Consider the following 23,895-nt stretch of genomic DNA (forward strand, 5'->3'; position numbering starts at 1 on the left):
CAGGTGGTTTGAATTTGTCTCTATTGGGCGGTTAGCTTGAAAGCACCATCGCCCAATAAGGCCGATTTCCTGAAGACGCATCCCGTGCCACGGCAACGCCAAGACCATGATAATTGCCCAGCATGTTTTCCAGATGCTTTGGAGAATCAATCCAAGCCTGAACCGCTCTCTGCACCTCTGCCTGGCCGCTGGCAATATTTTCCGCAGCAGGAAGTGGCACAGAGTGGCTTTTCATACGGCTGAGGAAGCTGTCGCCCAAACCGATGAGATGGGACATCTTGTCGGCTTTTGCCATGCGAACCGCCTGGCTTGCTGCCGCCTGTCGCGCACGTGTGTTGGCGCTTAAGGGCGAAAGTCCGCGCCCTTCACGAAGCTTGTTAACCATCGCCAATGCGGCGCCGGTTTCATCCGAGGTATTACCCGAGAGCTTTGGTGCGCGTGATGATACGCAGGCCGACAGCAAGACAGTTGCTGAGACTGCAAGAATGTTTCTGCGCGAGATTTTTGGTATGTTTTGCAAGGTCATATCAACGGCGGTAGTTGAAAATTCGCAGGATGATGAAAATAGGAATGACGATGGTCGCTCCCAGTATCAGGTAATCGCCAATTTTCCCGAGTGCGGCAAAACCACTGTGCCAGATATCGAGAATGAAATTGCGGATGCTGTAGACGAGATCCCATGGGTCAACGCCAAAGATCGCCATCAAAAAACCGACGATCAATGATACGACCACCAGCTTCAGTACGGTGCGAGCGGGACTATCCCCGAGGAACCTGTTCACATCACCAGCCATTGTTTTCTCCTTTTGGGACAGAGATATGAAAGGCAACGCCTGCCTGCAACCCTATTTCTATATGTATGAGCGCTGCGTGAATGAAATAAGACTTGAGTTTTTTTATGACTGCTGCAATTAGCGCCATCGCTTCAGGATATTGCTATGGCCTCAACCCAATTTTCTTCCGGTGACGTAATCGTAGACCGCCGGGCGGATTATGCCCGAATGCTTGCTGAAAGCGGCGACCACCTCGCCGCGACCGAACTTATGGCGCAAGCCCTGGAACTGGCCCCCAACTGGCCAGCGGGATGGTTTAAACTGGGGGAATATCAAGAGAAATCCGGAGATAAGGGAGGCGCAATATCTGCCTACGAAAGGGTGGTATCCTTGGACCCAGAGGGGATATTTGCAGCCAGCCTGAAGCTCGCTGTTCTTGGGGCCGCGGAGGTGCCCGATCAACCCCCCAGCCGTTATGTCGAGGAATTATTCGATGAATATGCCGTACGGTTTGAAACGGCACTGGTTGAAAAACTCGAATATTCCGTTCCGGCCAAACTTACGGCCCTGATCGAAAAAAATATCCCCACCCCTTCGTTTCGCTGTGTTGTTGATATTGGGTGTGGAACTGGCCTGCTGGGTGTTGAAATCAAATCCATGGCAGGCAGGCTTGAAGGCTTTGATATCTCTGCCAACATGCTGTCCAAGGCAGAAGAAAAAGAGATATATGACTATCTCGGACAGGCCGATCTGGCGTTGGGGCCAGAAGAATCCGCCTTATTTACTGAAAGTTTTGTCCAACATCGTGCTGATCTTGTCGCTGCGGCCGACGTGTTGATGTATCTCGGAAGCCTTGCGACGGTATTTGACCTGACCGAAAGCCTGTTGATGCCAAAAGGCATATTCGCTTTTTCCGTTGAGGATGCTGGCGATAAAACTGGCTTCACGCTTCGCCCTTCGCTGCGATACGCTCATTCCTTCGATTATGTCTGTGATCTCTTGGCGAAAAAAGGTTTCGACCTGTTGGAGAGCGTGCGGACCACCATCCGAATGGATGCAGGTAAACCTATTACGGGTATCCTGTTCATTGCACGTAAGGCCGATTGAAAGAGCTTGAAGCGTGATGCCTCAGTAAAGGCCACGCGGAAAGTAGCGGCGATAGATCTCGTCCAGCTTGCCATTGCGTGACAAGGTCGCCAGCGCCTGATCAAAAGCCGGGATGAGGACATTTTCGGGATCATTCGCCATAATCGTCAGACCTTCACCCAGGAATTTGTCGGACATATAGGGCCCGTCAAACAGCTCACAACAATCCGCTGACGCTGTGCCAGATACCCAGAATGGCAAACGCAATCCATCGGCAAAAATGGCATCAACGGCACCGGTTTTGACAGCCTCGAACAGCTCGTCGTAATTTTTATATTCGGTGCTGGTAATATCAGGGAAAAAGGCTTTCAGCATCGCCTGGTGGCGAGAGCCAACGACAACACCGACCTTGCGTTTGGCCAGTGCAGTTGCTGCACTACCTTGCAACTTGGCATTCTTGTTTGCGACAAAACGCGCTGGCAGCATCATATAAGGACGGGAAAACGAAAAACGCTGGCGCAGCGAACCGGTGACCGCCATGCCAGAAACGACTGCGTCCCCCTCGCCCATCTCCACAGCCGCTTCCAGCTCATCAAACGGCAGGGCCTGCATCTGGCACTTTGCGTCCATTTTCAGCTGCGCACAGACTTCGCGCACCAGATCGACGTTAAAGCCGGTCAGGCGGCCATTCTGGTCGGTGAAATTAAACGGCGGAAAATCAACCGACATCAGGAAACGAATGCTGCTTACGTCAGAAATATTGGCGCTAGGAAGACGCTCGCGTGTATCAAACAAGACCGGAAGCATGCCATCGGTGTTCTTTTCAGCGCTTTCTGCCGGCGCACTGACCAGAATGCCCAGCGTTGCCAGAAATATCGAAAGGCTCGGTAATTTCAGCGATGCAAGCTGGCGGGGCATGGGCATGATCCATCTTGGATGTAGGAGGCCATCAGTTCAGTGGCAGTGTAACAGAATGCTACATACTGAATATACAACCGAACGGTCACTATCCATGTCTAAAAATTGTCAGCGGTTTTTTGCAGCGATAGGTGATGATAACCGAAGTGAGCCAGAAAAGCTGGCCCACCTGAATTTCGGTGCCGATCTGATCAGATGCCTGCTGTATGTTAAAACAGCTCCGCATCAAGCGCCATGATTGAAACCGCGCCGTTCTCAATGGCTTTGGCCAAAGCCTCGGTTTGTGGCAGCATGCGATGGGAAAAAAAATCTGCAAGCACAGTTTTTCGACGTTCGAAATCGTTTGTTTTGCCGGCCGCTTCTTTCGCCATTTTTGTCCACATCCAGCCGAAGCACACAAGGGCAAACATCCGCTGATAATCGGTTGCCGCACCGCCGGTAAAGGCGGCGTCACTCTGGCGCGAAAGCAGGGTTTCCGTAACGGCTTCAAACTGCTTTAACGCGGCAAGAGAACTTTCAGCGATTGTTTTCGCTGCGTCTGTCTTGGCAGCACTTTGCATGTCCTGGCGCATTGTTTCGAACAGACCTCGCACCACTCCACCGTTCTCAAGTGGTAACTTGCGGCTTACGAGATCGAGCGCCTGTACGCCATTGGTGCCCTCATAAATCTGGGTAATTCTGGCATCTCTGACAAACTGCTCCATACCCCATTCGCGGATGTAACCATGCCCGCCAAATACCTGCTGGGCCAGCACTGCAGTTTCGAAGCCGAAGTCGGTGAAAGACGCTTTCACGACAGGTGTCAAAAGCGCCACCAGATTGCCGGCCTCATTCCTTGTCTTTTCATCCGAATGCCGGTCTGCGGTGTCCATTTGCAAGGCTGTCCATACCGCCAGGGCGCGCGCGGCTTCGATAAAACTGCGTCCGGTCAACAGCATCTTGCGCACGTCAGGATGTTCGATAATTGGCACCGGACTGTGCGCGCCATCTGCTGAGCGGCCTTGTAAACGCTGACGTGCGTAATCGCTCGCTTTTTGAACGGCCGCTTCAGCAATGCCCAACCCTTGAATGCCGACCATAAGTCGCTCGGCATTCATCATCGTGAACATGGCGTTCAGTCCGCGACCAGCCTCCCCAACAAGCCAGGCCGTCGCTCCGTCATAATTCATGACGCAGGTTGGTTGGGCGTGGATACCCATCTTGTGTTCCAGCGAGCCAACGGACATGGTGTTGCGATCACCGAGGCTACCATCAGCGTTGACAAGGAATTTCGGTGCCAGAAACAGGCTTATGCCTTTCACGCCCTTCGGTGCATCAGGCAAACGTGCCAATACCAGGTGGATGATATTGCCGCCAAAGTCGTGGTCGCCTGAGGAAATGAATATTTTGGTGCCTTTGAGCTTGTAGCTGCCGTCACCAACCGGTTCGGCGCGTGTGCTCAGCAGACCAAGGTCTGTGCCGGCCGACGCCTCGGTTAGAGCCATTGCGCCTGTCCATTCACCTGAGGTCATTTTGGATAGGTATGTCTGTTTCAAGGTGTCGTCAGCATGGTGGGCAATTGCTTCAGCGGCGCCCCGGGTCAGGCCTGGGAAAAGCCCAAATGACAGATTGGCCGAAGCCATCATTTCATCCAGCAACAGTTGCAGTACTCGAGGAAGCCCCTGGCCGCCAAACTCCGGATCACCAGATAGCCCGCCCCAACCCGCTTCGACGAATGTCTTGTAGGCGTCCGCCATTCCTTTTGGTGTGCGGACCACGCCGTTTTCCAGAGTGGAACCTTCCTCATCACCGGCTCGATTTATCGGTTCTAGCACACCCGTTGCAAACTTACCGGCCTCTTCCATGACGGTAACCGCAAGTTCTGCATTGACCTCCTCAAATCCCCGCAGGTCTTGCATAACACCATCGAAGTTGAAAATTCTCTCCAGCAGAAACCCGATATCATCGACCGGTGCGGTATATGGCGCCATTTCAGATTTCCTCCACCCTTGGAATGCCGCGTCCTTACAGGGATGATGGCACACCACCTGTTTGGCCATCAATGTACCAAACGACTGTTACACTTTTCAAGGACGAAAATTTTCACAAATCTATACCGGTTTCTCGGTTGGAGGGACGACGGTTATGTGGCTCTTTGAATGGCCGTCTCCATTACTGAGTCAGGCAATATGTGCGGAAACAGGGTTCTGCTGACGTGTAAATATAATGCATTCTTGTTGCCGCTGACCCCTGCCAGGGGCGGCAATGATTCGCGGTTTTTGATGAATGAACTGTCTGAATTTGTCAGTCTGATGATGAAATGGCTAACGGCTCGAGGTTTTGCCCTCAACAGGCGGGTATCTGCAGGTTCCTATGTTTTCAAGATAAAGTCACTTAAGAGTGACATGGGTAAATAATTGAAATATATATAGAAAGATGATTTTGCTAATTTAGTTTTATTGTAAAATCCTCCCGATTTCCGCCTTAAGTGTAAACGGCTAGAGCGTTGTTTTCTGTGGTGTAAAAGCACTGTTAACCTTCACTTCTGGACGAAGTGTCAGAATCATGTTCTACGTCTTGGCGGGCATAGGTCGGCAAACCGACAAAATGCCGCCAAGGGGAGAATATGACGATAGTTGAGCGTGCAGGCGCCAAAGCTGTAGTGAAGGAAGACGCTGGTAGTAAAATCATGCGTCACGCTACCGTTTTGTCTGGTCAATTGCAGCAACTCAGAACTCGTATGTATCCCCCAAAGGCTGAAAAATCATTGCGTCATTTTATGACCAATGAGGTTTCCAGATTGACGTCCATTCCTGACTCCACCCTGAAACTGATGTCCAGCGAAGGACGTGGACCCGTTCCGAGTCGGTTGGAGAACAATCACCGAGTTTACACTCTTCCGCAAATTAATGAGCTGCGCGAACTGTTTGCCAAGCAGAAGCCCGCCGACGCGCTTCGTTTTCTGCCGCGTCGGCGTGCTGGTGAACATTTGCAGGTGTTGGCGATCGCTAACTTCAAGGGCGGTAGTGCCAAGACGACAACCTGTGTCCATCTCGCGCACTACCTCGCTCTGCAAGGCTATCGGGTGCTGGCGCTTGACCTGGACCCACAGGCTTCGTTGTCAGCGATGTTTGGTGCGCAGCCTGAAGTGGATGTTGGTGCAAACGAGACAATATATGCGGCGCTGCGCTATGAAGATGCTGAGCGGCGTCCAATTCGCGACATTATCCGCAAGACCTATTTTGACGGTATTGATCTGATACCCGGCAATCTTGAGGTCATGGAATATGAACATGAGACACCGCGTGTACTCGCCAATAAGTCCAGTTCCGGCGCGATCTTTTTCGAACGACTGAAGTTGGCTCTTGATGAGGTTCAGGACGACTATGATATCGTTATCCTGGATACGCCGCCATCTCTTGGCTTTCTGACGTTGAGCGCTATCTACGCTGCCACCAGCATGATCATCACTGTGCATCCTGCCATGTTGGATGTCGCGTCGATGAGCCAGTTTCTATTGATGATGGGTGATTTGATCGGCGTTCTCAACGAGAGCGGCGCGCAGCTCGATCAAGATTTCATACGGTATTTGATTACACGTCATGACCCGAATGATGGGCCTCAGTCCCAAGTGGTGGCAATGCTACGTCACCTGTTTGGCACCGATGTTCTGTTGCCAACATCGATTGAAAGCACAGCCGTGGAAGCGGCCGGACTTGCCAAACGTTCCCTCTATGAACTGGAGATGGGACAGATCGGCCGGGATACTCATAAACGTGCTCGCGAAGCCGTCGATGCCGTGAACGAAGCGATCATTGATTTGATCAATAGCAGTTGGGGGCGCAAATGAGCAAAGGATCTCGCAAATCGATCGTGGCCAGTTTCGGACTGCTTTCGGCTGAGTTGGAAAATCACCTGAAGGGTGAGGTATCTGCACCGGCAGTGGCACCTAAGGCTGCCAACAATCGTGTGGGAGCTGGTGTCATTGGTGCTGCACATCGTGCCATCGATGATATTCGTGCCGAGCGTGACCGTTTGAAAGCTTTGGTAGAAGCTGGTGGTGGTTCACTGCTGATGCTCGACACCGCCGTTGTTGACCCCTCGCCCTATCCGGACCGTTTGCCGGAAGATGACCCGGATGCATTTCAGGCCTTCAAGACGTCGATTGAGACTGACGGACAAAAGGTACCTATTCAGGTTCGCAAACACCCAACGGCAGCCGGCCGCTATCAAATTGTCTACGGTCATCGCCGGTGGCTTGCCGCCAAGGAACTGGGTAAGCCGGTTCAGGCAATGGAAGTGGATATTTCCGACCTGGATCTTGTTGTCGCGCAGGGTATTGAAAATGCCAGCCGACAGGATTTGAGCTGGATCGAGCGTGCATTGTTTGCATCGCGTATGGATATGGCCGGGATAAAGCCGCGCGACATTTATGCGGCGCTTTCAATCGATGACGCCGAACTGGCGCGGATGCGTGGCGTTTACCGCACCGTACCAGCCGACGTGATTGAGGCCATCGGCCGGGCGCCAAAGATTGGTCGACCGCGTTGGGTCGATTTCGCTAAGCGCATCAGCGCCAACAAGAATGCTCTGGAGGTAATCCGGAAAACTCTTGCCAATGGCAACGGTAAGTTGCTGACATCAGACAAGCGGTTCCAGAATGTGCTGGAAGCCATCAAGCCGACGGTCACCGAAAAGGCACCGACCGAGATACTCGACGCCAATGGTGATCGTCTCGTGGCACTGAATACGTCCGCAAAAGAAGTTCGCATTTCTGCCGAGGATCAGCTTGGCAAGGAATTCATCAAGTTTGTTGCTGAGCAATTGCCGACACTCGTCGAGCAGTTTTCGCTTCAACGCGCAAAAAAGAACAACTGATAGCACAAGCTATCTTGTTGATCGAAAACGAAGAAAGGTATTTACCGCAAAAGAAAAAGGCCCCCAAACGTTGCCGCATGGAAGCCTCTCTCAGATTTAGCACTTCGAGAATCGCATTTCCATGATTCACAGTCAAGAGTTTTCGGCATCTTTTTGGTGAGCGGATTTCTGTTGCCTTAAAAGAGGTAAAAGAAGATGCAACCTGTCAATGTAACGACGCCCTTTGGGCGGCGGCCGATGACGCTTGACCTGATGAAACGGCAAGTCGCTTCGGCTCAGATTCAATCCGGTAAAACCGCCGATAAGTGGAAAGTGTTTCGTGATGTGTGCGAAGCTCGAGGTATGCTCGGCGTGCAGGACAGATCACTTGCAGTGCTTGATGCGCTTTTGAGCTTTTATCCTGAAACAGAACTGCGTCAGGGTGACCAGCTCATCGTATTTCCATCAAACGCAAGTCTTTCAGTTCGCGCCCATGGCATGGCGGATGCAACATTACGCCGGCATTTGGCAGCATTGGTTGGAGCAGGGCTTATTGTCCGCAAAGACAGCGCTAATGGCAAGCGGTTCGCCCGCAAAGGTCGTTCAGGGGAAGTCCAGGACGCTTTCGGTTTTGACCTTTCACCAATACTTGCACGAGCAGAAGAATTTGCACACCTGGCGCAAGAGGTGGCTGCAGAGCGTGCGAAGTTCAGACGGTCAAAAGAAGCTCTAACGATATGCCGACGCGATGTTCGCAAGCTCATCTCGGCCGCGATCGACGAAGAGGCAGACGGCGATTGGCATGCTGTTGAAGAAGTTTACAACGAGCTGGTTGCGCGTATTCCAAGGTCGCCGACGACCGATGAACTGAATTCGCTGCTCGATGAGATGCTGATGCTCAGGGCAGAGGTACTCAATCTGCTGGAAACACTAGCTAATTCAAATAATATAAGCGGCAATGCAGATCATTTTGAGCGGCACCAACAGACTTCAAATACCAACTCTCTTAATGAACTTGAAGCTAGCTCAAAAAATGAGCTCGACCCGAAACTTGGTGTCAAAACAGCCAAGCCGAATGTGGAGCTGAAGGCATTTCCTTTGGGTATGGTGCTTCGCGCCTGCCCCGAGATTGTGCCCTATGGTCCGTCCGGCGTTATTGAGAATTGGCGCGATTTGATGAGTGCCGCGGTGACTGTTCGCTCAATGCTGGGTGTCAGCCCGTCCGCCTATCAGTCGGCGTGCGAAGTCATGGGCCCTGAAAATGCGGCGGTTGCTATCGCCTGCATTCTGGAAAGAGCACAGCACATCAATTCAGCTGGCGGGGATCTGCGCGATTTTACCAAACGCACAGCACTTGGCGAATTCTCATTGGGACCAATGTTGATGGCTCTGCTGAGAGTGGCTGGGACTAATCAACGCCAGGCGGGGTGACGCGGTGGTGTCATGTGCAAATGAGCTTGTCGGGGTTTGTCTTTATAAAAGTCCAACGTCTGATTTCCGAAATCGGTCGGTGGTTCATAGCAAGACGATGATAGTCGACTGATGTCGGAAGCATTAATCGCTGGCAGCCGAGTGTGGAAGATTGCAGCGAACCGGCGGACTTAAAGTCGATTTCGCAAGTGGCATTAAATGGAAACAAAATTTGTTTCGAAATGCCACTGCTACTGTTGGTGAGATTTTGGCCCGATGGCTCGGCATATTTCCAGGCCGAGAGAAAATAGTGAGGTCAGCTCGCGCTTAGCGAGATTTGCAGCGGAAGTGATTATCAACCATCGATCAACTCAACTGTACAAAAGGCAATGAGCCACTGAAGTGGATGTGACGTTTTTAATTGTCGGTGGAAAGGGGGAAAAGGACACGCCAATCTATTGGCGATATGGGACGACAGTGACGGCTAATGTAAAACCGCCCATTAGGGCAAAATAAAACCCTGTCAGTTGACAGGGTTTTAGGTGTTTCTGTTTGCCTGAATCAGGGGCCTTCGCTGGTATCGAGGCTATGCTGAATATAAAGTGCACGCAATTTTTGGCTTATAGGACCAGGCTTTCCGTCGCCGATATTTTGTCCGTCGATAGCGATGACGGGCATAACGAAAACCCCGGCCGAAGTGATAAATGCTTCCGCGGCTGATTTTGCTTCATCAGGTGTAAAAGACCGCTGTTCCGTCGGAATACCGGCCTTATCTGCGATATCAAGAATTGATCCGCGGGTAATTCCATGGAGCAGAGCATTTGATAATGCGCGGGTGATAAGTGTGCCATCGCTGGTCACGATATGAAAATTGTTGGATGTGCCCTCGGTGATGAAACCATCCTCGACAAAGAGAGCATCATCTGCGCCCTTGCGTTGGACTTCCATCTTCGCCATCGACGAATACAACAATTGTACGGTCTTGATCTGGCGATTGGACCAACGGCCTTCAGGGACCGTGGCGACCGAAATTCCGGTTTCCCATCGTGGATTTGCCAAGACATTGCGGGCCTGGGTAAACATCACAATTGTTGGCTCGAGACTGGCACTATAGAGAAAGTCGCGATCTTCAGCACCACGCGAGATTTGCAGATAGATCAAACCGTTCGTAAGTTCATTTCGGCGAATGATTTCGAAATGGAGCGACTTGAGAACATCATTGGTCACCGGCGGTTTGATACCGAGCGCTTCGAGTGAACGGGCGAGACGTGCCGCATGGCCAGTGAAGTCGATCAGCCTGCCGTTAGCGACTGCGGTTACTTCATATATCGCATCGGCGAAAAGATAACCGCGATCGAAGACAGAGACCTTGGCGTTTTCTTCCGCGACCCATTCACCGTTGACATAAACGGTCCTGCTCATTTCGCTTTTCCTTTAATGAATTTTGAAGCTCACCCGTCCTACAACATGTGTAATTAATGGGGAATTGCTTTCCTTTCGAATGCCGGTTGAATACGGTTTGCCCAGTTACACTCATTTCCAAAAAAGGTGTTTTTGATAGATGTCCCAACTGCCGCCTATTGCATTTGTCTCGCGGAGTGATGCCGCCTCCGAAGCCGTCTGGATCAGTGCCTTGAGTGCGGCTTTACCTCAAGAGACAATCATCTCTTTTTCGGCAATGTCGGATGATGAAAAGCAGCGCGCAGAAATTGCTGTTGTCGCCAATCCCGACCCCGAACATATCGCAGCACTGCCAAACCTGAAGTGGGTTCATAGTCTTTGGGCCGGCGTTGAACGTTTGGTTGCGGAGTTGGGTCCAAAGGCTCCACCTTTGGTTCGACTGACTGATCCAGAACTTTCGCGGGTTATGTCTGAGGCTGTTCTTGCCTGGAGTTATTACCTCCAACGGGATATGCCCGCTTATCGGAAGCAGCAACAGCATCGTGTCTGGCAGGAACTGGAGTATCGGCAACCGAGCGAAATGGCCGTTGGTCTGATCGGCCTTGGCGAGTTGGGTGCAGCTTCTGCCCGAAAACTGAAAGATGCGGGTTTCAACGTGATTGGCTGGAGCCGCTCGATGAAATCGCTAGCCGGAATTGAAACAGTTGCCGGTGATGAGGGGTTGAACACCATGTTGCAGCGTAGCGATATTGTTGTCTGCCTCGTGCCACTCACCGAGCAGACCCGTGGATTGCTCAATGCATCTCGGTTTGGAATTATGAAAAAGGGCGCCAGCCTTATCAACTTCGCACGCGGACCGATTATCGTGACTAATGACCTCTTGGACGCTTTGGACAGTGGTCAGCTTTCACACGCTGTACTCGATGTCTTCGAAGTAGAGCCGCTACCCGATAATTCGGCGTTTTGGGATCATGAAAAAGTGACAGTACTACCGCACATTTCCGGACCGACCAGTCGTGAAAGTTCCGCGCGTATCGTTGCTGGAAATATTCGTAACTGGCGGCAAAATGGCACCTTGCCACCGACTGTCGATATTCAACGGGGATACTAGATTTTCGACAAAAATAACCCGGCTTTGATGAGGCCGGGTTATCTTGAAGCGTGATGCGATGAAGCGCACCTGTACTCTTAGAATTTCGTGGTTACGCCAAGGAAGAATGTACGGCCATTTTCCACAAAATTGGATTCGCTCTTTGGCTGCGTATCGAAGATGTTATTGATGCCGGCTTTGAAGTCGACATTCTCATTGAAGCTGTATCTGGTCGAAATATTGGCAACAGCGTAAGGCTCGACGTTCTGAGCGATGAGCGTTTCAGGTGTTGTGACATAATCGACCTGTTTTCCGTAATAGTCACCTGAGAGTGTGAAGCTCAAATTCTCACGGGCCTGCCAAACCAGTTCCGTATGGACGGACATTTCCGGATCCGCAGACAATGGCAGGTTAGTTTCGAGATTCTTCGATTCAAACAGCCAGGTAAACGAGTTTGTCCAGGTCAAAGTGTCGTGTAATGGAATGGAGAAGTTACCTTCCAACCCCTGTGATCTGGCACGGTCAACATTGATCTGTTGAACGTATTTCGTGCCGCCGGCAGTGATTAGGGAAGCTACGCGGGCAGAGGTAATTTTGTCTTCAATTTCATTGAAGAAATAATTCAGGCCTGCCTGCAATCCAGCGGAGTTTTCGTAGAAAAGACCGCCTTCGAAACTGTTGCTGGTTTCCGGTTTGAGGTCTGGATTACCGACCATTTCGCAAGGGCCGCCGACAGCACCGCAGCCACGGCCGCGGGATGTTTGCACCCAATTCGGATTGAGCTGGCGAAGATCAGGCGCTTTGAAAGCCTGAGCCCAACCGGTTTTGAACGTCAAATCCGGAGTGACATCCCAGGTGATGTAGGCACGTGGAGAAAGATGACTGCCAAACATGTCGTGGTAGTCATAACGCAGACCGGTTGTCAGATGGACAGTTTCGATGATGTCGAGCTTGTTTTCGGCAAACAGCGCAGCTGTCCAGTTGTCGGTTTGTGGAGAACCACTTGTGCCGGTTACGGTATTGGCCTTGCCAAGATTTTCCGGATCGTCCAGTTCTTCGTAGCGGAATTCGCTGCCAATCGTCAGGCCATCCGTCCAGAAGTAATCCAGCGGCATGGCAAACTTGCCGTCCAGCGTGTAGCTGCGAACGGTGATGCTGTTGCCGAGAACATCGCCCAAACGATCGGTGATGGTGTGTTTGTTTTCGGCATTTTCCATAAAGCCTGTGACTGTGGAGGTACCAAAGTCCCACTCGCCGACATGGCGAAGCGAAACTGAGGTTCGCTCAATTGTTGTCGGTGTGTCGGCCTCGCCCGGTTCAAGATACGGGATGTAACGCTCACGTCCAAAACCCGCTTCGAGATCAATAACTTGATCGGCTGATGGCGTCCATGTCAAACGACCTGTCAGGTCGAAATCACGTGTGCCGCGTGGTGTCTCCACACCGCCGCCCAAGCTTTCATCAGCTTCTTTTTGTTTACTGACATTGCCAAATGCGCTGAAGGACAGAACATCAGGGATGATCGGACCACTGACGTAACCGCTGAGTTTCTGTTTGGAGCCGGTCAGGGCATTGCTGGGCAACAGCGTTTCTGCGGTCACCGATCCACGCCAGCGATCACTGTTTTTCTTGGTGATGATATTGACGACACCGCCCAATGCATCGGAGCCATAAAGTGTCGACATCGGGCCGCGCACGACTTCAATACGTTCGATTGCATCGATCGGCACCCAATCAAGATCGCCGTTATATTTGCGCATTGTCGTCAGGCCGGCGTTTACGCGCTTGCCGTCTATGAGGATGAGTGTGTAGCTGGAGCCGAGGCCACGTATACTGACACCGCGTGTGCCATTACTGCCAAATCCGACATTAACGCCCGGCTGAGTGCGGATTGCCTCGGAAATATCAGTGACGGCTCTTCGTTCAAATGTATCAGAGTTGATAACCGATACACTGGCCGGTGCGTTGCGCAAATCGGTTGCGACCGACGAGGCTGTCACGACAATCTGTTGAAGCATAAGTGCTTCTTCATCTGTGGCTGTGTCAGCTGACTGTTGCGCGTAAGCGTTTTGAGCAATGAAAATGGCTGTACTCGCGAGGCACGCCAAGGCAATTCGGTGCTTTCCGGCTTTCAGGTTTTGGCTTGGATGCTGGCGTTTTTTTGCGCGCAACATCGTCCCCTGCCCGTCCCCTCGACGGTCAGCGATCAACTTCATGTGACACTCCAGACAATTAACTTGAGTAATGGTATCCACATAATTAACGGCTCTGGTAAGAGCAACCTTGTTGTTTTCGAATGATTCCAAATTTGAATATGAGGAAGTTACAGGGCAGAACGGAGATGTCGTGACAGGGGAAAAAAAGCGACGCGGGGGCGTTGATCAGGCACAAGATCGATCAGGACAGTTGCGTCTTTTGATCGTGCTGGACACTCTTTTGCGAGAGGGGAGCGTCAGCCGCGCTGCGGCAAGCATGGGTATACAGCCACCTGCAATGAGCAGAATGCTCGGCCAACTTCGGGAAATTTATGGCGATCCACTATTCCACCGAACGGCCCGAGGGTTGGTGCCGACGCCACTTGCAGATTCCCTGCGGGTTCGTGTTCGGGCACTTGCGGCAGAAACGGATCGATTGTTAGCGCCGCAAAAAGAGACTGTCTCCTCCTCCAGGCCGGGTGAAACCGGTTGGAGCGGCCCTGCCCTGTTGGATGCACCACCGCTTGCGGTTCGACCCTCGATGCTTCTGGATGGACAGCCATCACCGGAGCACATCGCCGATAAATTGTCCCGGATAGGGGATAACGCGCCGCCGATGCAGAGACTTGCGAAATATATCGCTCTGTCCGGCGCAGGCGTAGGTCGCAGCCGCTCGCTCAACCAGGAAGAAGCGCAAGACGCCTTGTCCATCATTCTCGACGGCGAGGCAGATCCGATCCAGATTGGTGCTTTGTTGGCGACAATGCAGTTCCGCGGTGCAACGACATCGGAATTTGCAGGTTTTGTCACGGCACTTCGTGCTCATCTCAAGGTATCGGATGTCGGGACCACGACGGCCGATCTTGATTGGCCGGTATATTTATCACCGAAGTTACGCACCTCTCCCTGGTTCATGCATGCCGTGCGACTGGTTAATATGGCTGGTTACCGCGTGGCAATGCACGGTTCTGCCGGCGGTGGTCAGGACGAAGCAAAATTTGTTATCGCTGCGAAGATGTCGGGCATTCCCGTTTGCGCATCGATCAAAGATGCAAAAAATGCGCTGAAGACGGCTGCGAGCGTCTTTATTCCAATGGAAACCCTCGACGCACAAATTACCCGGCTTATCGGTCTGTATCCGTTGATGGAAATGCGCTCGCCGCTCAATACGATTCTGCAGTTGATCAATCCCTTGGGTGCAAAGGCCAGCATCATGGGTGCGTCGGGATCTGCGCGACGGGATCTACACCGCGATATTGCGATGTTGCTGGGTGTGCAGCAACTGTCCATCATCGGCAATATCAGGGATATTCCGGAATTTGGCCCGTTCAGAACGACGACAATCTATCGTTTGCTGGATGGTGCATCCTATGATTTTTCTATTCCGGGCATGAAGCAGCCAGGTGCAGAACCGGACACGTTGATGACGATGCGGGAATACTGGTTTGCGGTTTGGACAGGTGCGGCGCGTGATGAACGCATGGAAATGGTGATTTGCGCGACGGCCGCCATGGCGCTGATGACGATTGAATGTGCATCGGCGGATAGTTTTCTGGAATACTATCAACGTGCGTTGAGACTATGGAAGGACCGTCTGGTGGCGGCTGCGTAACCATGGTCATGAGTATGACAGCACCTTCAAAATCCGCAATATGATGCAACAGCTGTAAAGTGGCCGCGTTAAAAACCAGCGTCTGAAATGTATTCTGGAAATATGGATTGAAAGATTGGCGGGATATTGAAGGTGCCGTTAACGCCATGATCTAAAAAGATAAATCCCGTTTCTTCGATCATGGTGTGGCCTTATGTTGTGGCACTTTTTAGCTCAAAAAATGCCACAACAAATATCGACCTGATGTCAAATTACCGGATAGAGGGACCAGAAAAACAGTTCGTGTTCCTGCTCCACATCCTTACGAGATGCCTCGTCGCGCGCAGTGCGTGCCGCAGTTTTTTCACTGCCCGTTTCTGACTTGTTCTCGGGCATTCTGCGGCCGAGACCGAAGAGGTCAAAGGAAAGCATGTTCATACCTGCTACCATTTACGTATCTCCTGTCTAATCGTTTACGTCCCGTTAAGTGTGCTTTGTTGCCACTTTTTCGTCAAGATTGGTCAGGCAATCAATTTTCTATTTTTTCTGTAGACTATAGCAAGAATGTTTACTGATGGAACGCGAGAGAAAATGCGGGCTTAATGTGGGTCTTCGTAGGTTTTTGCCAGAGCTGAGTGGGCAGAGATCGCGTCACGTGCGACATCAAAATGTTTGAGTAGGGAGATATAGGCATCGATATTGGCGGTGACTGCGTCTCGAGAGGCGCGATGTCCCGTGTGGTTGAAGCGGACAAGTCGTTCCGCGCCAAGACCTACACCCGATGTGAGATCAGATCCTGCACCCCATGATCGAGCTGCGAAGTCATTCAACGCGATTTTTTCTGGTAATATGACGGTTGTCACAAGCGCGGATGCCTGGTCTTTTTCTACCCATAGTGTGGCGCCCAAGGCTTGCAATGCACTGCGGGTGGCGCTTGCCGCGTGCTTATGGCGCGCCACAATGTCGGCAATTCCCTCTTGCTCCACACGCTGCAAAGCTGCTCTCAAGGCATAGAATTCCAGTGGCGCCGGTGTGCCAGGGAGTGCACCTCTCCCTTTCTCAAGCCATTGTTTTTTCTGGTCAATCAGCGACAACATGGACTCGCGTGGGGGATTATCATGATCAAGAAATGCCCATGCCGCTTTGCTAATCGAGATCGCAGATAGTCCGGCTGGACCTGCCAAAGATTTTTGCGGGCCAATGACGGCGATGTCTATGCCCAGCCTGTCGACCTCCAATGCGTGGCCGCCGACGGAAGCAACGGCATCCACCACGGTGACAATGCCGCGTTTTTTTGCAAGGGCAACGATCTCCTCCAATGGATTGAGAATGCCACTGGCCGATTCCGCATGCACCACTGCAAGGATTTGGATGTCAGGTTCTGCATCAAGGGCGGCTTCGACAGCTTCGATTGTGATCGGTTTGGCTGGGGCAGCCTGCAAGTTGGTCACTTGCACGCCGCCGCGCGACAGCCAGCCGCCGAACCAGCTGCCATAGGGGCTAGTGACGATGTTGAGTGCGGTGAGATCTGGTCGTGCCAGACTGGTCGCAACGGCTTCAAGTGCCAGCACCGCTTCTGCCTGAATTAGGAGAACATCGTTTCGAGTGCCAAGTATCGCTGCCAGCTGGTCCGCCAATGGCGCATAGGCATCGGCCGGGAAAGGGGGTGTGTCGAGCAGGAAAGTCCAGTCACGGTTCGGCATTGTGGATGTCCTCATGCAATATATTAAGCCGCGGAACGGCCTCAATCAGTTGTTTGGCGGCGGCAGATTGCGGTGCGGCAATGACTTTGCCGGTAACACCGCTTTCAACGATATGCCCTTTTTCTATCACCGCAATGCGATGGCAGACAGCCCGAATAACGGCAAGATCGTGTGATACAAAGATGCAGGCGATGCCGGTATCACGCTGAATTTCAACAAGAAGTTCTAAAATTCTGCTGCGAACGGAGACATCAAGCGCAGAGACGGCTTCATCCATCACCAGTAAATCGGGGCGTAGTGACAGGGCCCGGGCGATCGCAACACGTTGGCGTTGCCCACCTGATAGAGCCATGATCGGGCGTACGGCGTAACTGGCTGGTAGACCCACACGTTCCAGCAATCGGTGAATTTCACGCTCACGTCCCGTGGCTGGCACAATATTGTGGATGCGCAACGGATCGCCAATCGCACTTGTGACCGTTGCGTGTGGATTGAAGGCCCCTACAGTGTCCTGAAACACCATCTGCATGTGCTTGCGCTGTTTTCGAAGCGCTGCCTGCGGCAGAGCCAGCCAGTCCTGTCCTTGAAAACGAATAGACCCGCTATCCGGTGGAACAAGCCGCATTAAGATACGGGCTAGTGTCGATTTTCCGCAACCTGAAGCGCCGGCAAGACCCAACGTTTCGCCTTTTTCGACGCTGAAGGTGATATTGGACAGTGCCGTCACCTGGCGTGGTCCGCCGTCATAGGTTTTTGACAGTCCTGTTACCTGCAGCAGTGGTTCGGTCATTGTCGGGGCTCCAGCACCAGCGGTGGCGTGGAAAGATCAATATGCGCGGAAATCAGTTCGCGCGTGTAGGGATCTTCGGGAGAGTTTATGACCTCACTCGCCCTGCCCTGCTCTACAAGCCGTCCGGATTGCAAAACAGCAATGCGGTCCGCCAGACTGCTGGCCAAAGCGATGTCGTGAGTGATGAAGATCAGCGTCATGCCTTCCTCTTGCACCAGACCATCGAGCAGTCGGGCAATTGCCGCCTGAGTGACGCTATCAAGCGCACTTGTGGCCTCGTCGGCTATCAATATGGATGGCTGTGCCGCAATGGCTGCTGCAATTGCTACACGTTGTTTCTGGCCACCTGAGAGCTGATGTGGATAGGCATTCACCAAGCGCTGAGGTTCCGGCAATTGAACCCGTTCCAGCAGGTCCACAGCCTGTCTCAACGCCTGTCGATAGGAGATATCGAGATGCTGATGTGCAGTTTCGGCGACTTGCTCGCCTATTTTCAGCACAGGATTGAGGCTACTTCCAGGATCTTGAAAAACATATGCCAGTTCACGACCGGCTTGTGGGCGGGCTTTTATGCGCTTTCCATGCAGGGCCCAATCAATTGAGCCGCTCGATTTAGCGCCCTGCGGTAAAAGTCCCGCGAGAGATCTGGCCAGTGTCGTTTTGCCAGAACCGCTTTCACCGATGATTGCCAGTCTCTCTCTTGCATAGATCTCAAGGTTAATATCTGTCAATGCCGGAGTTCGTTGTTTGGGGTAGGTTATGCCGAGATTTTGGATATGGCACAGTGGAAGCGTCATTGGTCCCCTCCCCTGTCGCTTTTCGACAAAGCCTGATTGATACCTTCGCCCAGAAGATAAACACCCAGCACCAGTGTCAGCAAACCAAGGCCCGGTATGATGGAGAGCGATGGTGCTGAGCGAAGCACATTACGTCCCTCGGCAATCATCGATCCCCAGGTGACGATGTTCGGGTCTCCCAGTCCCAGAAACGACAAAGCGGCTTCTGTCAGCACGGCTGCTGCGACGATGATGGCAGCCAGTGCCAGAACCGGTGGCAGGGCATTGGGCAATATCTGCCTGAAGGCGATTTCAAGCGGGTGCATGCCGATCGTGCGGGCAGAGGCGACGTAATCGCTTTCACGAATGGACAACACCTGTGCGCGCGTCAAACGGGCGGGATCAGCCCATGCGCCGAGTGCAATTGCGATGACCACAATTGGCATGGAGGTACCGATGGTACTGACGAAGGCAAGTGCCATGAGAAAGCTGGGCACGATTTGAAAGGCGTCAGTGACACGCATCAGTGCCTCATCAATCAGGCCACTGGCGAAACCGGCAAGGGTGCCAATGATCGTACCGAGGGTTATTGCGGCGATAGCTGCGGCCAGTCCGACGGCGAGTGACGCACGTGTGCCATGTACCAGCCCGGCCAGAACATCGCGGCCCAGCCTGTCGGTTCCGAGCGGAAAGCTCATGTCAGTGAACGGCGGAATGAGTGGCGCACCGGCAATCGACAGAGGATCGGCAGGAAAAAGATAGGGCGCAGCCAGCGCAATCGCGCTCAGTGCGAGCAGGATGATCACGCCGGCCAGTCCCGATGCGGAAGCCATGAGAAAACTGAGCTGTTTCATGTGCCGGTGGTCCCTGCCCCGACGCGCGGATCAAGCGTGGCATAGAGGATGTCGACAAGCAGGTTGACGACAATCACGAACACGGCGCTGACAAGAATGATGCCCATCAACAATGGCGTATCTCGTCCCGACACAGCTTCCTGCGCTAGACGTCCAAACCCCGGTATGGCAAATACGCTTTCAATCACTACGCTGCCCCCCAGCATCGCCGCTGACTGCAAACCAAGCACCGTGACGAGTGGTAACAGGGCATTGCGTGCGACATGGCGTAGAACGATCCTGCTGCGTGAAAGTCCCTTCGAGCGGGCAAACAGTACGAAGTCGAGTTTCCAGATGCCGGCCATGGAGGTGCGCATGACACGCAGGAAAAGTGCCAGATAGATCAGACCGAGACTGGTAACCGGCAAGACGAGATGTCTGGCGATGTCCAGTGCCCTCGCCCATCCCTGTTTGCCCGACGCGATGGTTTCAATACCGGATGTCGGAAACCAGCGAAGCTGAACCGCGAATATAATGGCAAGCACCAGGCCGAGCCAGAAACCCGGCATGGCGTAAAGTGCCAGTGAAGAGACCGACAGGAACCGATCACGCACACTTCCCGGTTTCGCCCCGGCAACAATGCCAAGCGCTGAGCCCAATGCGAAAGAAATGGCTGTGGCGCTTCCCATGAGTAGTAGCGTATTCGGCAGCCGTTCGAGTATGAGCGCAAGCACGGGGCGATCGAAGGACAGAGACCAGCCAAGGTCTAAACGCGCTATGGAGCCAACGTAGAGCCAAAGACGGGCAAGCATGGATTGGTCCAGGCCGTATTGCGCCCGCAGTGTCTGCACAAGGTTCGCATCGCCGCCACCAATCGAGGTTAGATAGGCATCAACGGCGTCTCCCGAGGCGTTTTCAAGCAAAACAAAAGTAAACAGCAAAACGATCAGCAGGACCGGAATGGCGCTGACGGCTCTTCGTTTCACTAATGTCATGGACCGGCGCATAGCTGATATCCCCGACTATCGATATTCTTGCGAGCGCAGCCAATCAGTATTCGGAAGCATTGACCAGCCTGTTGTGAAAATTTGTCATCCCGAACTTCGGCCGGTGGTAAAGCCACGGCGATAATTGCTGAACTCGAAAACGTCGATACTGCAAAGTGCAGCAGATTTTTATGGAGGCCGACTGTTGTTGAAGTTAGGGTTTGGGAGAGTTGTCACCCTGCCAAACCCTGTCAGGTGTCAGGAAACCAGTTCCGTATCTGCCCAGTTCGAAACCGCCCAGCGTGGGTTGCTTGCCACATTCTGCACGGTATCGCGGGCAACGGTGATGAAGCCCCACTCAGCAACATTGATGAGAGGCAGATCCTCGGTGACCTTTTTTTGGAACTCCTTGTAGAGTTCCGTACGGGTCTCTGTATTGACCGCCTCGGCAGCCTTGTCGATCAGCGCATCCAGATCCTTGTTTTCATAGCCACCCTGATTGGAGAAGCCGACACCAGCCGGTGTGCCTGATTTGACGAGAATGGTGGTGGAGATGGCCGGGTCTCCACGGAACACAGGTGGAGCAATCGCCAGATCAAATGCATGATCGGTGTAGACTGCCTTCTGATGTGCGGCGGAATCATTGTTGACCAGCTCGGCATCAATGCCGACTTCCGCCAAAGCCTGCCGCAGATAGGCACCAAACTGTTTGGTTTCATTAAAATAAGGTGCCGGCAGTAGCTTCAGCGAGAAGCGATTACCGCCCTCCCCGCGCTTGTAACCAGCCTCATCAAGAAGGGCGTTGGCCTTAGCAACATCGAAATCATAGGTCTCCACGTCGTCCGTGTAGAACTCAGGCGCATTCTTGGGTACAGGGCCGCTCGAGGCCGTTGCATAACCAAGGAAGATGGTGTCGACCACGAACTTCTTGTCGATAGCATGCGCAATCGCTTGGCGCACCTTAAGGTCGGCCAACTCCTTGCGGCGGTGATTGATTTCGACGACCAGCTGGTAGGTGAGCGCTTCGTAACCGTCGGCAATCACCTTTATGCCCGGCACCTTGGAGATGCGCGACAAGTCTGCCAGCGGAACCGCCGAGAAGGCCGCAAGGTGGATTTCTTCCGCCTCAAGCGTAGCACCCGCCCCTGCCCTGTCTGGCAGAATGCGGTAGATGATTTCCTGCAGCTTCGGTTGGCCGGCATTCCAGTATTTTTCATTGCGTGTCAGACGGTAATACTCACCTGGTTTATATTCCGCAAACACGAATGGGCCCGTACCAACCAGCTTGTTGTTGGCCGGATTGGTGGCAATGTCGGTGCCTTCATAGACATGTTTTGGCAGGACGCTGGTGACGACCGGAAGCGCGTTACGGATAAGCTGGAATGGTGTTGGCTTTGAGAACCGGAAGATTGCGGTATGGGCATCCGGTGTGTCGACGGTTTCGAGATGCGCGAAAACCAGACGGCCGAGGTTCTGCAATGTCTTCCAGACGGACAGCGCCGAGAAAGCAACGTCAGCCGAAGTGAAGGGTTTGCCATCGTGCCAAGTGACGCCCTCACGCAGTTTGAACGTGGCGCTCAGGCCATCTTCAGACCCCTGCCATTCCACGGCAAGACGCGGTGCAAGCCCATCCTTACCATCAAAGGAGGCTTCGGCCAGCGGCTCGATGACCTTGCTGGAAATAAAGAACACGCCGTTTGACGCGACGATCGCAGGATTGAGGTTTTTAGGTTCGGAGTCGGCGGCGACAATCAGACGTCCGGAGGCTGCTTCCTGCGCAAAGCCCCTGCCCGCAAGTGTGGTCGCAGCGGCCAGCAGAATGCTGCTTTTCAAGAGCAGACGTCGGGACAGTGAGGATGAGAAAGACATGATTTCACTCCGATAGATGAGATGCTTCGCGGGCCGCAATGCAGCATCTTATGCCTGCGGTGAGAGGAGTGTCCATCTTAAAGGGACGATAAGACAGCAATTGCATTTCAGCTTTTTTGAGATGCAGAGCAATTTAGATGCAATGTGTGGTTTTGGATGAAATGCTATTCTGCGAACCCTGTGACGCTATCAAACCGCATGAAAACACTTGCACGCTTTCCGCTCCTATTTCATGGTCTGTCGCCAGATAAGACGGCCCCTGCCCGATAACGATTTTGCAAGACGCTCAAGGACATTCCATGCCATCCGCCGATAACAAACCTGTATTCAACTCTCTTGTCGCTGAGTTGTCGCCACCACCTGTTCCCTTCGTTTTTGCCTGGGCACGGGCTTACGATGGCGCACGCGGACCGATGATCGACCTGTCTCAGGCCGTACCGGGTTATGCGCCGCATGACGATATTCTGCGTTGGCTGGGTGAGGCGGCATCCTCAAAACAATATTGCGGATACGGTCCGATTGAGGGTGAGACCGAGTTGCGGGATGTCTATGCGCAGCACGTGTCAGAGCTTTATGGTGCGAGTGTTGGCATCGACAATATCCACATCACGTCGGGCTGCAATCAGGCCTTCATGTGTGCGGCAATGGCTGTGGCCAAGGCTGGTGACAGTGTAGCACTCACGGATCCGTTTTATTTCAATCAGGATACGACGCTTGCCATGCTCGGCATCAACCGGGTGCTTGTATCCTGCGATCCCAATAATGCGTTTTTGCCAGATGTCGCTGACGTCAAAAGAGTGCTGGAAACCGGTGTGAAGGCTCTCGCTTTGGTGACGCCAAACAATCCGACCGGTTCGGTTTATCCGCCTGAATTGTTGCTGGAGATTTTCCACGCCTGCCGCGAAAAAGGCGTCTGGCTCATCCTCGACGAGACCTACCGTGACTTCCTTCCCGGCCAGACGCCGCGTCCACACACATTGATGAATGTCGAGGGATGGCAGGATAATCTCATCATGCTGTACAGCTTCTCGAAGTCCTTCTGCGTGCCCGGGCATCGACTTGGCGCGATAACAGCGGGCCCACAGGCTGTGACCGAGATCGCCAAGATCATGGACAATCTGCAGATCTGTGCAGCGCGTGCACCGCAGGCCGCCGTTGCAAAGGCTATTCCCGCTTTGGCCGATTGGCGCGATGACAATCGGCTCGAGATTGAAAGACGGGCCGATGCACTGCGTCAGGTCATGCCGAAGATCAGTGGTTGGGACCTGGTTTCTGTTGGTGCTTACTTTGCGTTCATCCGCCATCCGTTCCGTGGCGTTTCGTCTGCAGCAGTCTCGGAGCAGCTGGCGAAAAGGGCAGGGGTGGTGTGTTTGCCGGGCGTCTATTTTGGTGAGGGCCAAGAGGACTATTTGCGCTTCGCTTTCGCCAATGCCGATGTTGAAACCATTGCCAAGCTGGAGAGCCGTCTCTCTGGATTTACGCTAGCATAAGCTGCTGAAGACCAAGACATCCCGCGAGTTGACAGCTGTCAACTCAGTCAACAAAACCGCAGAATCCCAGATTTTGCGGTTGTTATTTTGTCCTTATGAAATGGGATAGTTTGTGCCCTTATGCCACATTTAGACCACGTAAGTGGTG

20 protein-coding genes are annotated in these 23,895 nt (G+C 53.0%); 7 read left to right on the forward strand and 13 right to left on the reverse strand.

Features of this window, described 5'->3' with window-relative positions; translation table 11 throughout:
- Positions 1 to 31 precede the first annotated feature (31 nt).
- A complete protein-coding gene (locus HGO37_RS20710) occupies positions 32 to 526 on the reverse strand; it encodes a CAP domain-containing protein (protein ID WP_250984995.1) in 495 nt (164 codons plus the stop codon).
- A gap of 1 nt (position 527) precedes the next feature.
- Complete coding sequence (locus HGO37_RS20715; RefSeq protein WP_192489032.1) at positions 528 to 794, reverse strand: DUF6460 domain-containing protein; 267 nt, start codon at positions 792 to 794, stop codon at positions 528 to 530.
- A gap of 144 nt (positions 795 to 938) precedes the next feature.
- Between HGO37_RS20715 and HGO37_RS20720 the strand changes: the two genes are divergently transcribed.
- On the forward strand, positions 939 to 1,880 hold the full coding sequence (locus tag HGO37_RS20720) for a class I SAM-dependent methyltransferase (RefSeq protein ID WP_250984996.1): 942 nt from the start codon (positions 939 to 941) through the stop codon (positions 1,878 to 1,880).
- A gap of 21 nt (positions 1,881 to 1,901) precedes the next feature.
- On the opposite strand, the gene HGO37_RS20725 is transcribed toward HGO37_RS20720, so the two are convergent.
- Positions 1,902 to 2,777: a transporter substrate-binding domain-containing protein gene (locus tag HGO37_RS20725; protein ID WP_502941440.1), complete on the reverse strand. Its 876-nt coding sequence runs from the start codon at positions 2,775 to 2,777 to the stop codon at positions 1,902 to 1,904.
- A 209-nt stretch (positions 2,778 to 2,986) separates the two neighbouring features.
- Entirely contained in the window at positions 2,987 to 4,747 is a 1,761-nt protein-coding gene (locus tag HGO37_RS20730; RefSeq protein ID WP_250984997.1) for an acyl-CoA dehydrogenase family protein, read from the reverse strand.
- A gap of 635 nt (positions 4,748 to 5,382) precedes the next feature.
- Here HGO37_RS20730 and repA point away from each other — a divergent pair.
- From repA to repC, 3 genes are all read left to right on the forward strand, one after another.
- A complete protein-coding gene (repA, locus tag HGO37_RS20735) occupies positions 5,383 to 6,606 on the forward strand; it encodes a plasmid partitioning protein RepA (protein ID WP_192489028.1) in 1,224 nt (407 codons plus the stop codon).
- The gene (repB, locus tag HGO37_RS20740; protein ID WP_250984998.1) at positions 6,603 to 7,634 is read left to right on the forward strand and encodes a plasmid partitioning protein RepB; all 1,032 of its coding nucleotides are present in this window, start codon (positions 6,603 to 6,605) and stop codon (positions 7,632 to 7,634) included. The genes repA and repB overlap by 4 nt, the downstream gene beginning before the upstream one ends.
- Before the next feature lie 195 nt (positions 7,635 to 7,829).
- Entirely contained in the window at positions 7,830 to 9,044 is a 1,215-nt protein-coding gene (gene repC, locus HGO37_RS20745; protein WP_250984999.1) for a plasmid replication protein RepC, read from the forward strand.
- Between the two features lie 540 nt (positions 9,045 to 9,584).
- On the opposite strand, the gene HGO37_RS20750 is transcribed toward repC, so the two are convergent.
- Positions 9,585 to 10,445, reverse strand: a complete 861-nt coding sequence (locus tag HGO37_RS20750; RefSeq protein ID WP_250985000.1) for a D-amino-acid transaminase — start codon at positions 10,443 to 10,445, stop codon at positions 9,585 to 9,587.
- Positions 10,446 to 10,593: 148 nt separating this feature from the next.
- On the opposite strand from HGO37_RS20750, the gene HGO37_RS20755 reads away from it, so the two are divergent.
- Complete coding sequence (locus HGO37_RS20755; protein WP_250985125.1) at positions 10,594 to 11,535, forward strand: 2-hydroxyacid dehydrogenase; 942 nt, start codon at positions 10,594 to 10,596, stop codon at positions 11,533 to 11,535.
- A gap of 77 nt (positions 11,536 to 11,612) precedes the next feature.
- Here the strand turns inward: HGO37_RS20755 and HGO37_RS20760 are convergent, their stop codons facing one another.
- Entirely contained in the window at positions 11,613 to 13,532 is a 1,920-nt protein-coding gene (locus HGO37_RS20760; protein ID WP_250985001.1) for a TonB-dependent receptor domain-containing protein, read from the reverse strand.
- A 328-nt stretch (positions 13,533 to 13,860) separates the two neighbouring features.
- Here HGO37_RS20760 and HGO37_RS20765 point away from each other — a divergent pair, with 328 nt between their 5' ends.
- On the forward strand, positions 13,861 to 15,321 hold the full coding sequence (locus HGO37_RS20765; protein WP_250985002.1) for a glycosyl transferase family protein: 1,461 nt from the start codon (positions 13,861 to 13,863) through the stop codon (positions 15,319 to 15,321).
- Between the two features lie 246 nt (positions 15,322 to 15,567).
- On the opposite strand, the gene HGO37_RS20770 is transcribed toward HGO37_RS20765, so the two are convergent.
- The 7 genes from HGO37_RS20770 to HGO37_RS20800 form a co-directional block, all read right to left on the reverse strand.
- Positions 15,568 to 15,750, reverse strand: a complete 183-nt coding sequence (locus HGO37_RS20770; RefSeq protein WP_250985003.1) for a hypothetical protein — start codon at positions 15,748 to 15,750, stop codon at positions 15,568 to 15,570.
- Positions 15,751 to 15,899: 149 nt separating this feature from the next.
- Positions 15,900 to 17,003, reverse strand: a complete 1,104-nt coding sequence (locus HGO37_RS20775) for a pyridoxal-phosphate-dependent aminotransferase family protein (RefSeq protein WP_250985004.1) — start codon at positions 17,001 to 17,003, stop codon at positions 15,900 to 15,902.
- Positions 16,990 to 17,793, reverse strand: coding sequence for an ABC transporter ATP-binding protein (locus HGO37_RS20780; protein ID WP_250985005.1), 804 nt, complete (start codon positions 17,791 to 17,793; stop codon positions 16,990 to 16,992). Before HGO37_RS20780 ends, HGO37_RS20775 begins: the two co-directional genes overlap by 14 nt.
- Positions 17,790 to 18,590: an ABC transporter ATP-binding protein gene (locus tag HGO37_RS20785; protein WP_250985006.1), complete on the reverse strand. Its 801-nt coding sequence runs from the start codon at positions 18,588 to 18,590 to the stop codon at positions 17,790 to 17,792. Before HGO37_RS20785 ends, HGO37_RS20780 begins: the two co-directional genes overlap by 4 nt.
- Positions 18,587 to 19,423, reverse strand: coding sequence for an ABC transporter permease (locus HGO37_RS20790; protein ID WP_250985007.1), 837 nt, complete (start codon positions 19,421 to 19,423; stop codon positions 18,587 to 18,589). The genes HGO37_RS20785 and HGO37_RS20790 overlap by 4 nt, the downstream gene beginning before the upstream one ends.
- A complete protein-coding gene (locus tag HGO37_RS20795; RefSeq protein ID WP_250985008.1) occupies positions 19,420 to 20,409 on the reverse strand; it encodes an ABC transporter permease in 990 nt (329 codons plus the stop codon). Before HGO37_RS20795 ends, HGO37_RS20790 begins: the two co-directional genes overlap by 4 nt.
- 237 nt (positions 20,410 to 20,646) lie before the next feature.
- Positions 20,647 to 22,257, reverse strand: coding sequence for an ABC transporter substrate-binding protein (locus tag HGO37_RS20800; RefSeq protein ID WP_250985009.1), 1,611 nt, complete (start codon positions 22,255 to 22,257; stop codon positions 20,647 to 20,649).
- A 299-nt stretch (positions 22,258 to 22,556) separates the two neighbouring features.
- Here HGO37_RS20800 and HGO37_RS20805 point away from each other — a divergent pair, with 299 nt between their 5' ends.
- Positions 22,557 to 23,747 carry an aminotransferase gene (locus HGO37_RS20805; protein WP_250985010.1) on the forward strand — a complete coding sequence of 397 codons (1,191 nt, stop codon included), beginning with the start codon at positions 22,557 to 22,559 and terminating at the stop codon, positions 23,745 to 23,747.
- The last annotated feature ends 148 nt before the right edge of the window (positions 23,748 to 23,895 follow it).

It is taken from the genome of Rhizobium sp. CG4, from assembly GCF_023701965.1.
Lineage (GTDB): Bacteria > Pseudomonadota > Alphaproteobacteria > Rhizobiales > Rhizobiaceae > Agrobacterium.

What these genes read in the sequence shown, in the direction of transcription:
- repB (WP_250984998.1), top strand. Translation starts at nt 6,603, where the DNA reads ATGAGCAAAGGATCTCGCAAATCGATCGTGGCCAGTTTCGGACTGCTT.
- HGO37_RS20760 (WP_250985001.1), bottom strand. Translation starts at nt 13,532, where the DNA reads ATGCTTCAACAGATTGTCGTGACAGCCTCGTCGGTCGCAACCGATTTG.
- repC (WP_250984999.1), top strand. Translation starts at nt 7,830, where the DNA reads ATGCAACCTGTCAATGTAACGACGCCCTTTGGGCGGCGGCCGATGACG.
- HGO37_RS20770 (WP_250985003.1), bottom strand. Translation starts at nt 15,750, where the DNA reads ATGGTAGCAGGTATGAACATGCTTTCCTTTGACCTCTTCGGTCTCGGC.
- HGO37_RS20750 (WP_250985000.1), bottom strand. Translation starts at nt 10,445, where the DNA reads ATGAGCAGGACCGTTTATGTCAACGGTGAATGGGTCGCGGAAGAAAAC.
- HGO37_RS20800 (WP_250985009.1), bottom strand. Translation starts at nt 22,257, where the DNA reads ATGTCTTTCTCATCCTCACTGTCCCGACGTCTGCTCTTGAAAAGCAGC.
- HGO37_RS20730 (WP_250984997.1), bottom strand. Translation starts at nt 4,747, where the DNA reads ATGGCGCCATATACCGCACCGGTCGATGATATCGGGTTTCTGCTGGAG.
- HGO37_RS20785 (WP_250985006.1), bottom strand. Translation starts at nt 18,590, where the DNA reads ATGACGCTTCCACTGTGCCATATCCAAAATCTCGGCATAACCTACCCC.
- HGO37_RS20725 (WP_502941440.1), bottom strand. Translation starts at nt 2,777, where the DNA reads ATGCCCCGCCAGCTTGCATCGCTGAAATTACCGAGCCTTTCGATATTT.
- HGO37_RS20805 (WP_250985010.1), top strand. Translation starts at nt 22,557, where the DNA reads ATGCCATCCGCCGATAACAAACCTGTATTCAACTCTCTTGTCGCTGAG.
- HGO37_RS20710 (WP_250984995.1), bottom strand. Translation starts at nt 526, where the DNA reads ATGACCTTGCAAAACATACCAAAAATCTCGCGCAGAAACATTCTTGCA.
- repA (WP_192489028.1), top strand. Translation starts at nt 5,383, where the DNA reads ATGACGATAGTTGAGCGTGCAGGCGCCAAAGCTGTAGTGAAGGAAGAC.
- HGO37_RS20720 (WP_250984996.1), top strand. Translation starts at nt 939, where the DNA reads ATGGCCTCAACCCAATTTTCTTCCGGTGACGTAATCGTAGACCGCCGG.
- HGO37_RS20795 (WP_250985008.1), bottom strand. Translation starts at nt 20,409, where the DNA reads ATGCGCCGGTCCATGACATTAGTGAAACGAAGAGCCGTCAGCGCCATT.
- HGO37_RS20790 (WP_250985007.1), bottom strand. Translation starts at nt 19,423, where the DNA reads ATGAAACAGCTCAGTTTTCTCATGGCTTCCGCATCGGGACTGGCCGGC.
- HGO37_RS20715 (WP_192489032.1), bottom strand. Translation starts at nt 794, where the DNA reads ATGGCTGGTGATGTGAACAGGTTCCTCGGGGATAGTCCCGCTCGCACC.
- HGO37_RS20775 (WP_250985004.1), bottom strand. Translation starts at nt 17,003, where the DNA reads ATGCCGAACCGTGACTGGACTTTCCTGCTCGACACACCCCCTTTCCCG.
- HGO37_RS20780 (WP_250985005.1), bottom strand. Translation starts at nt 17,793, where the DNA reads ATGACCGAACCACTGCTGCAGGTAACAGGACTGTCAAAAACCTATGAC.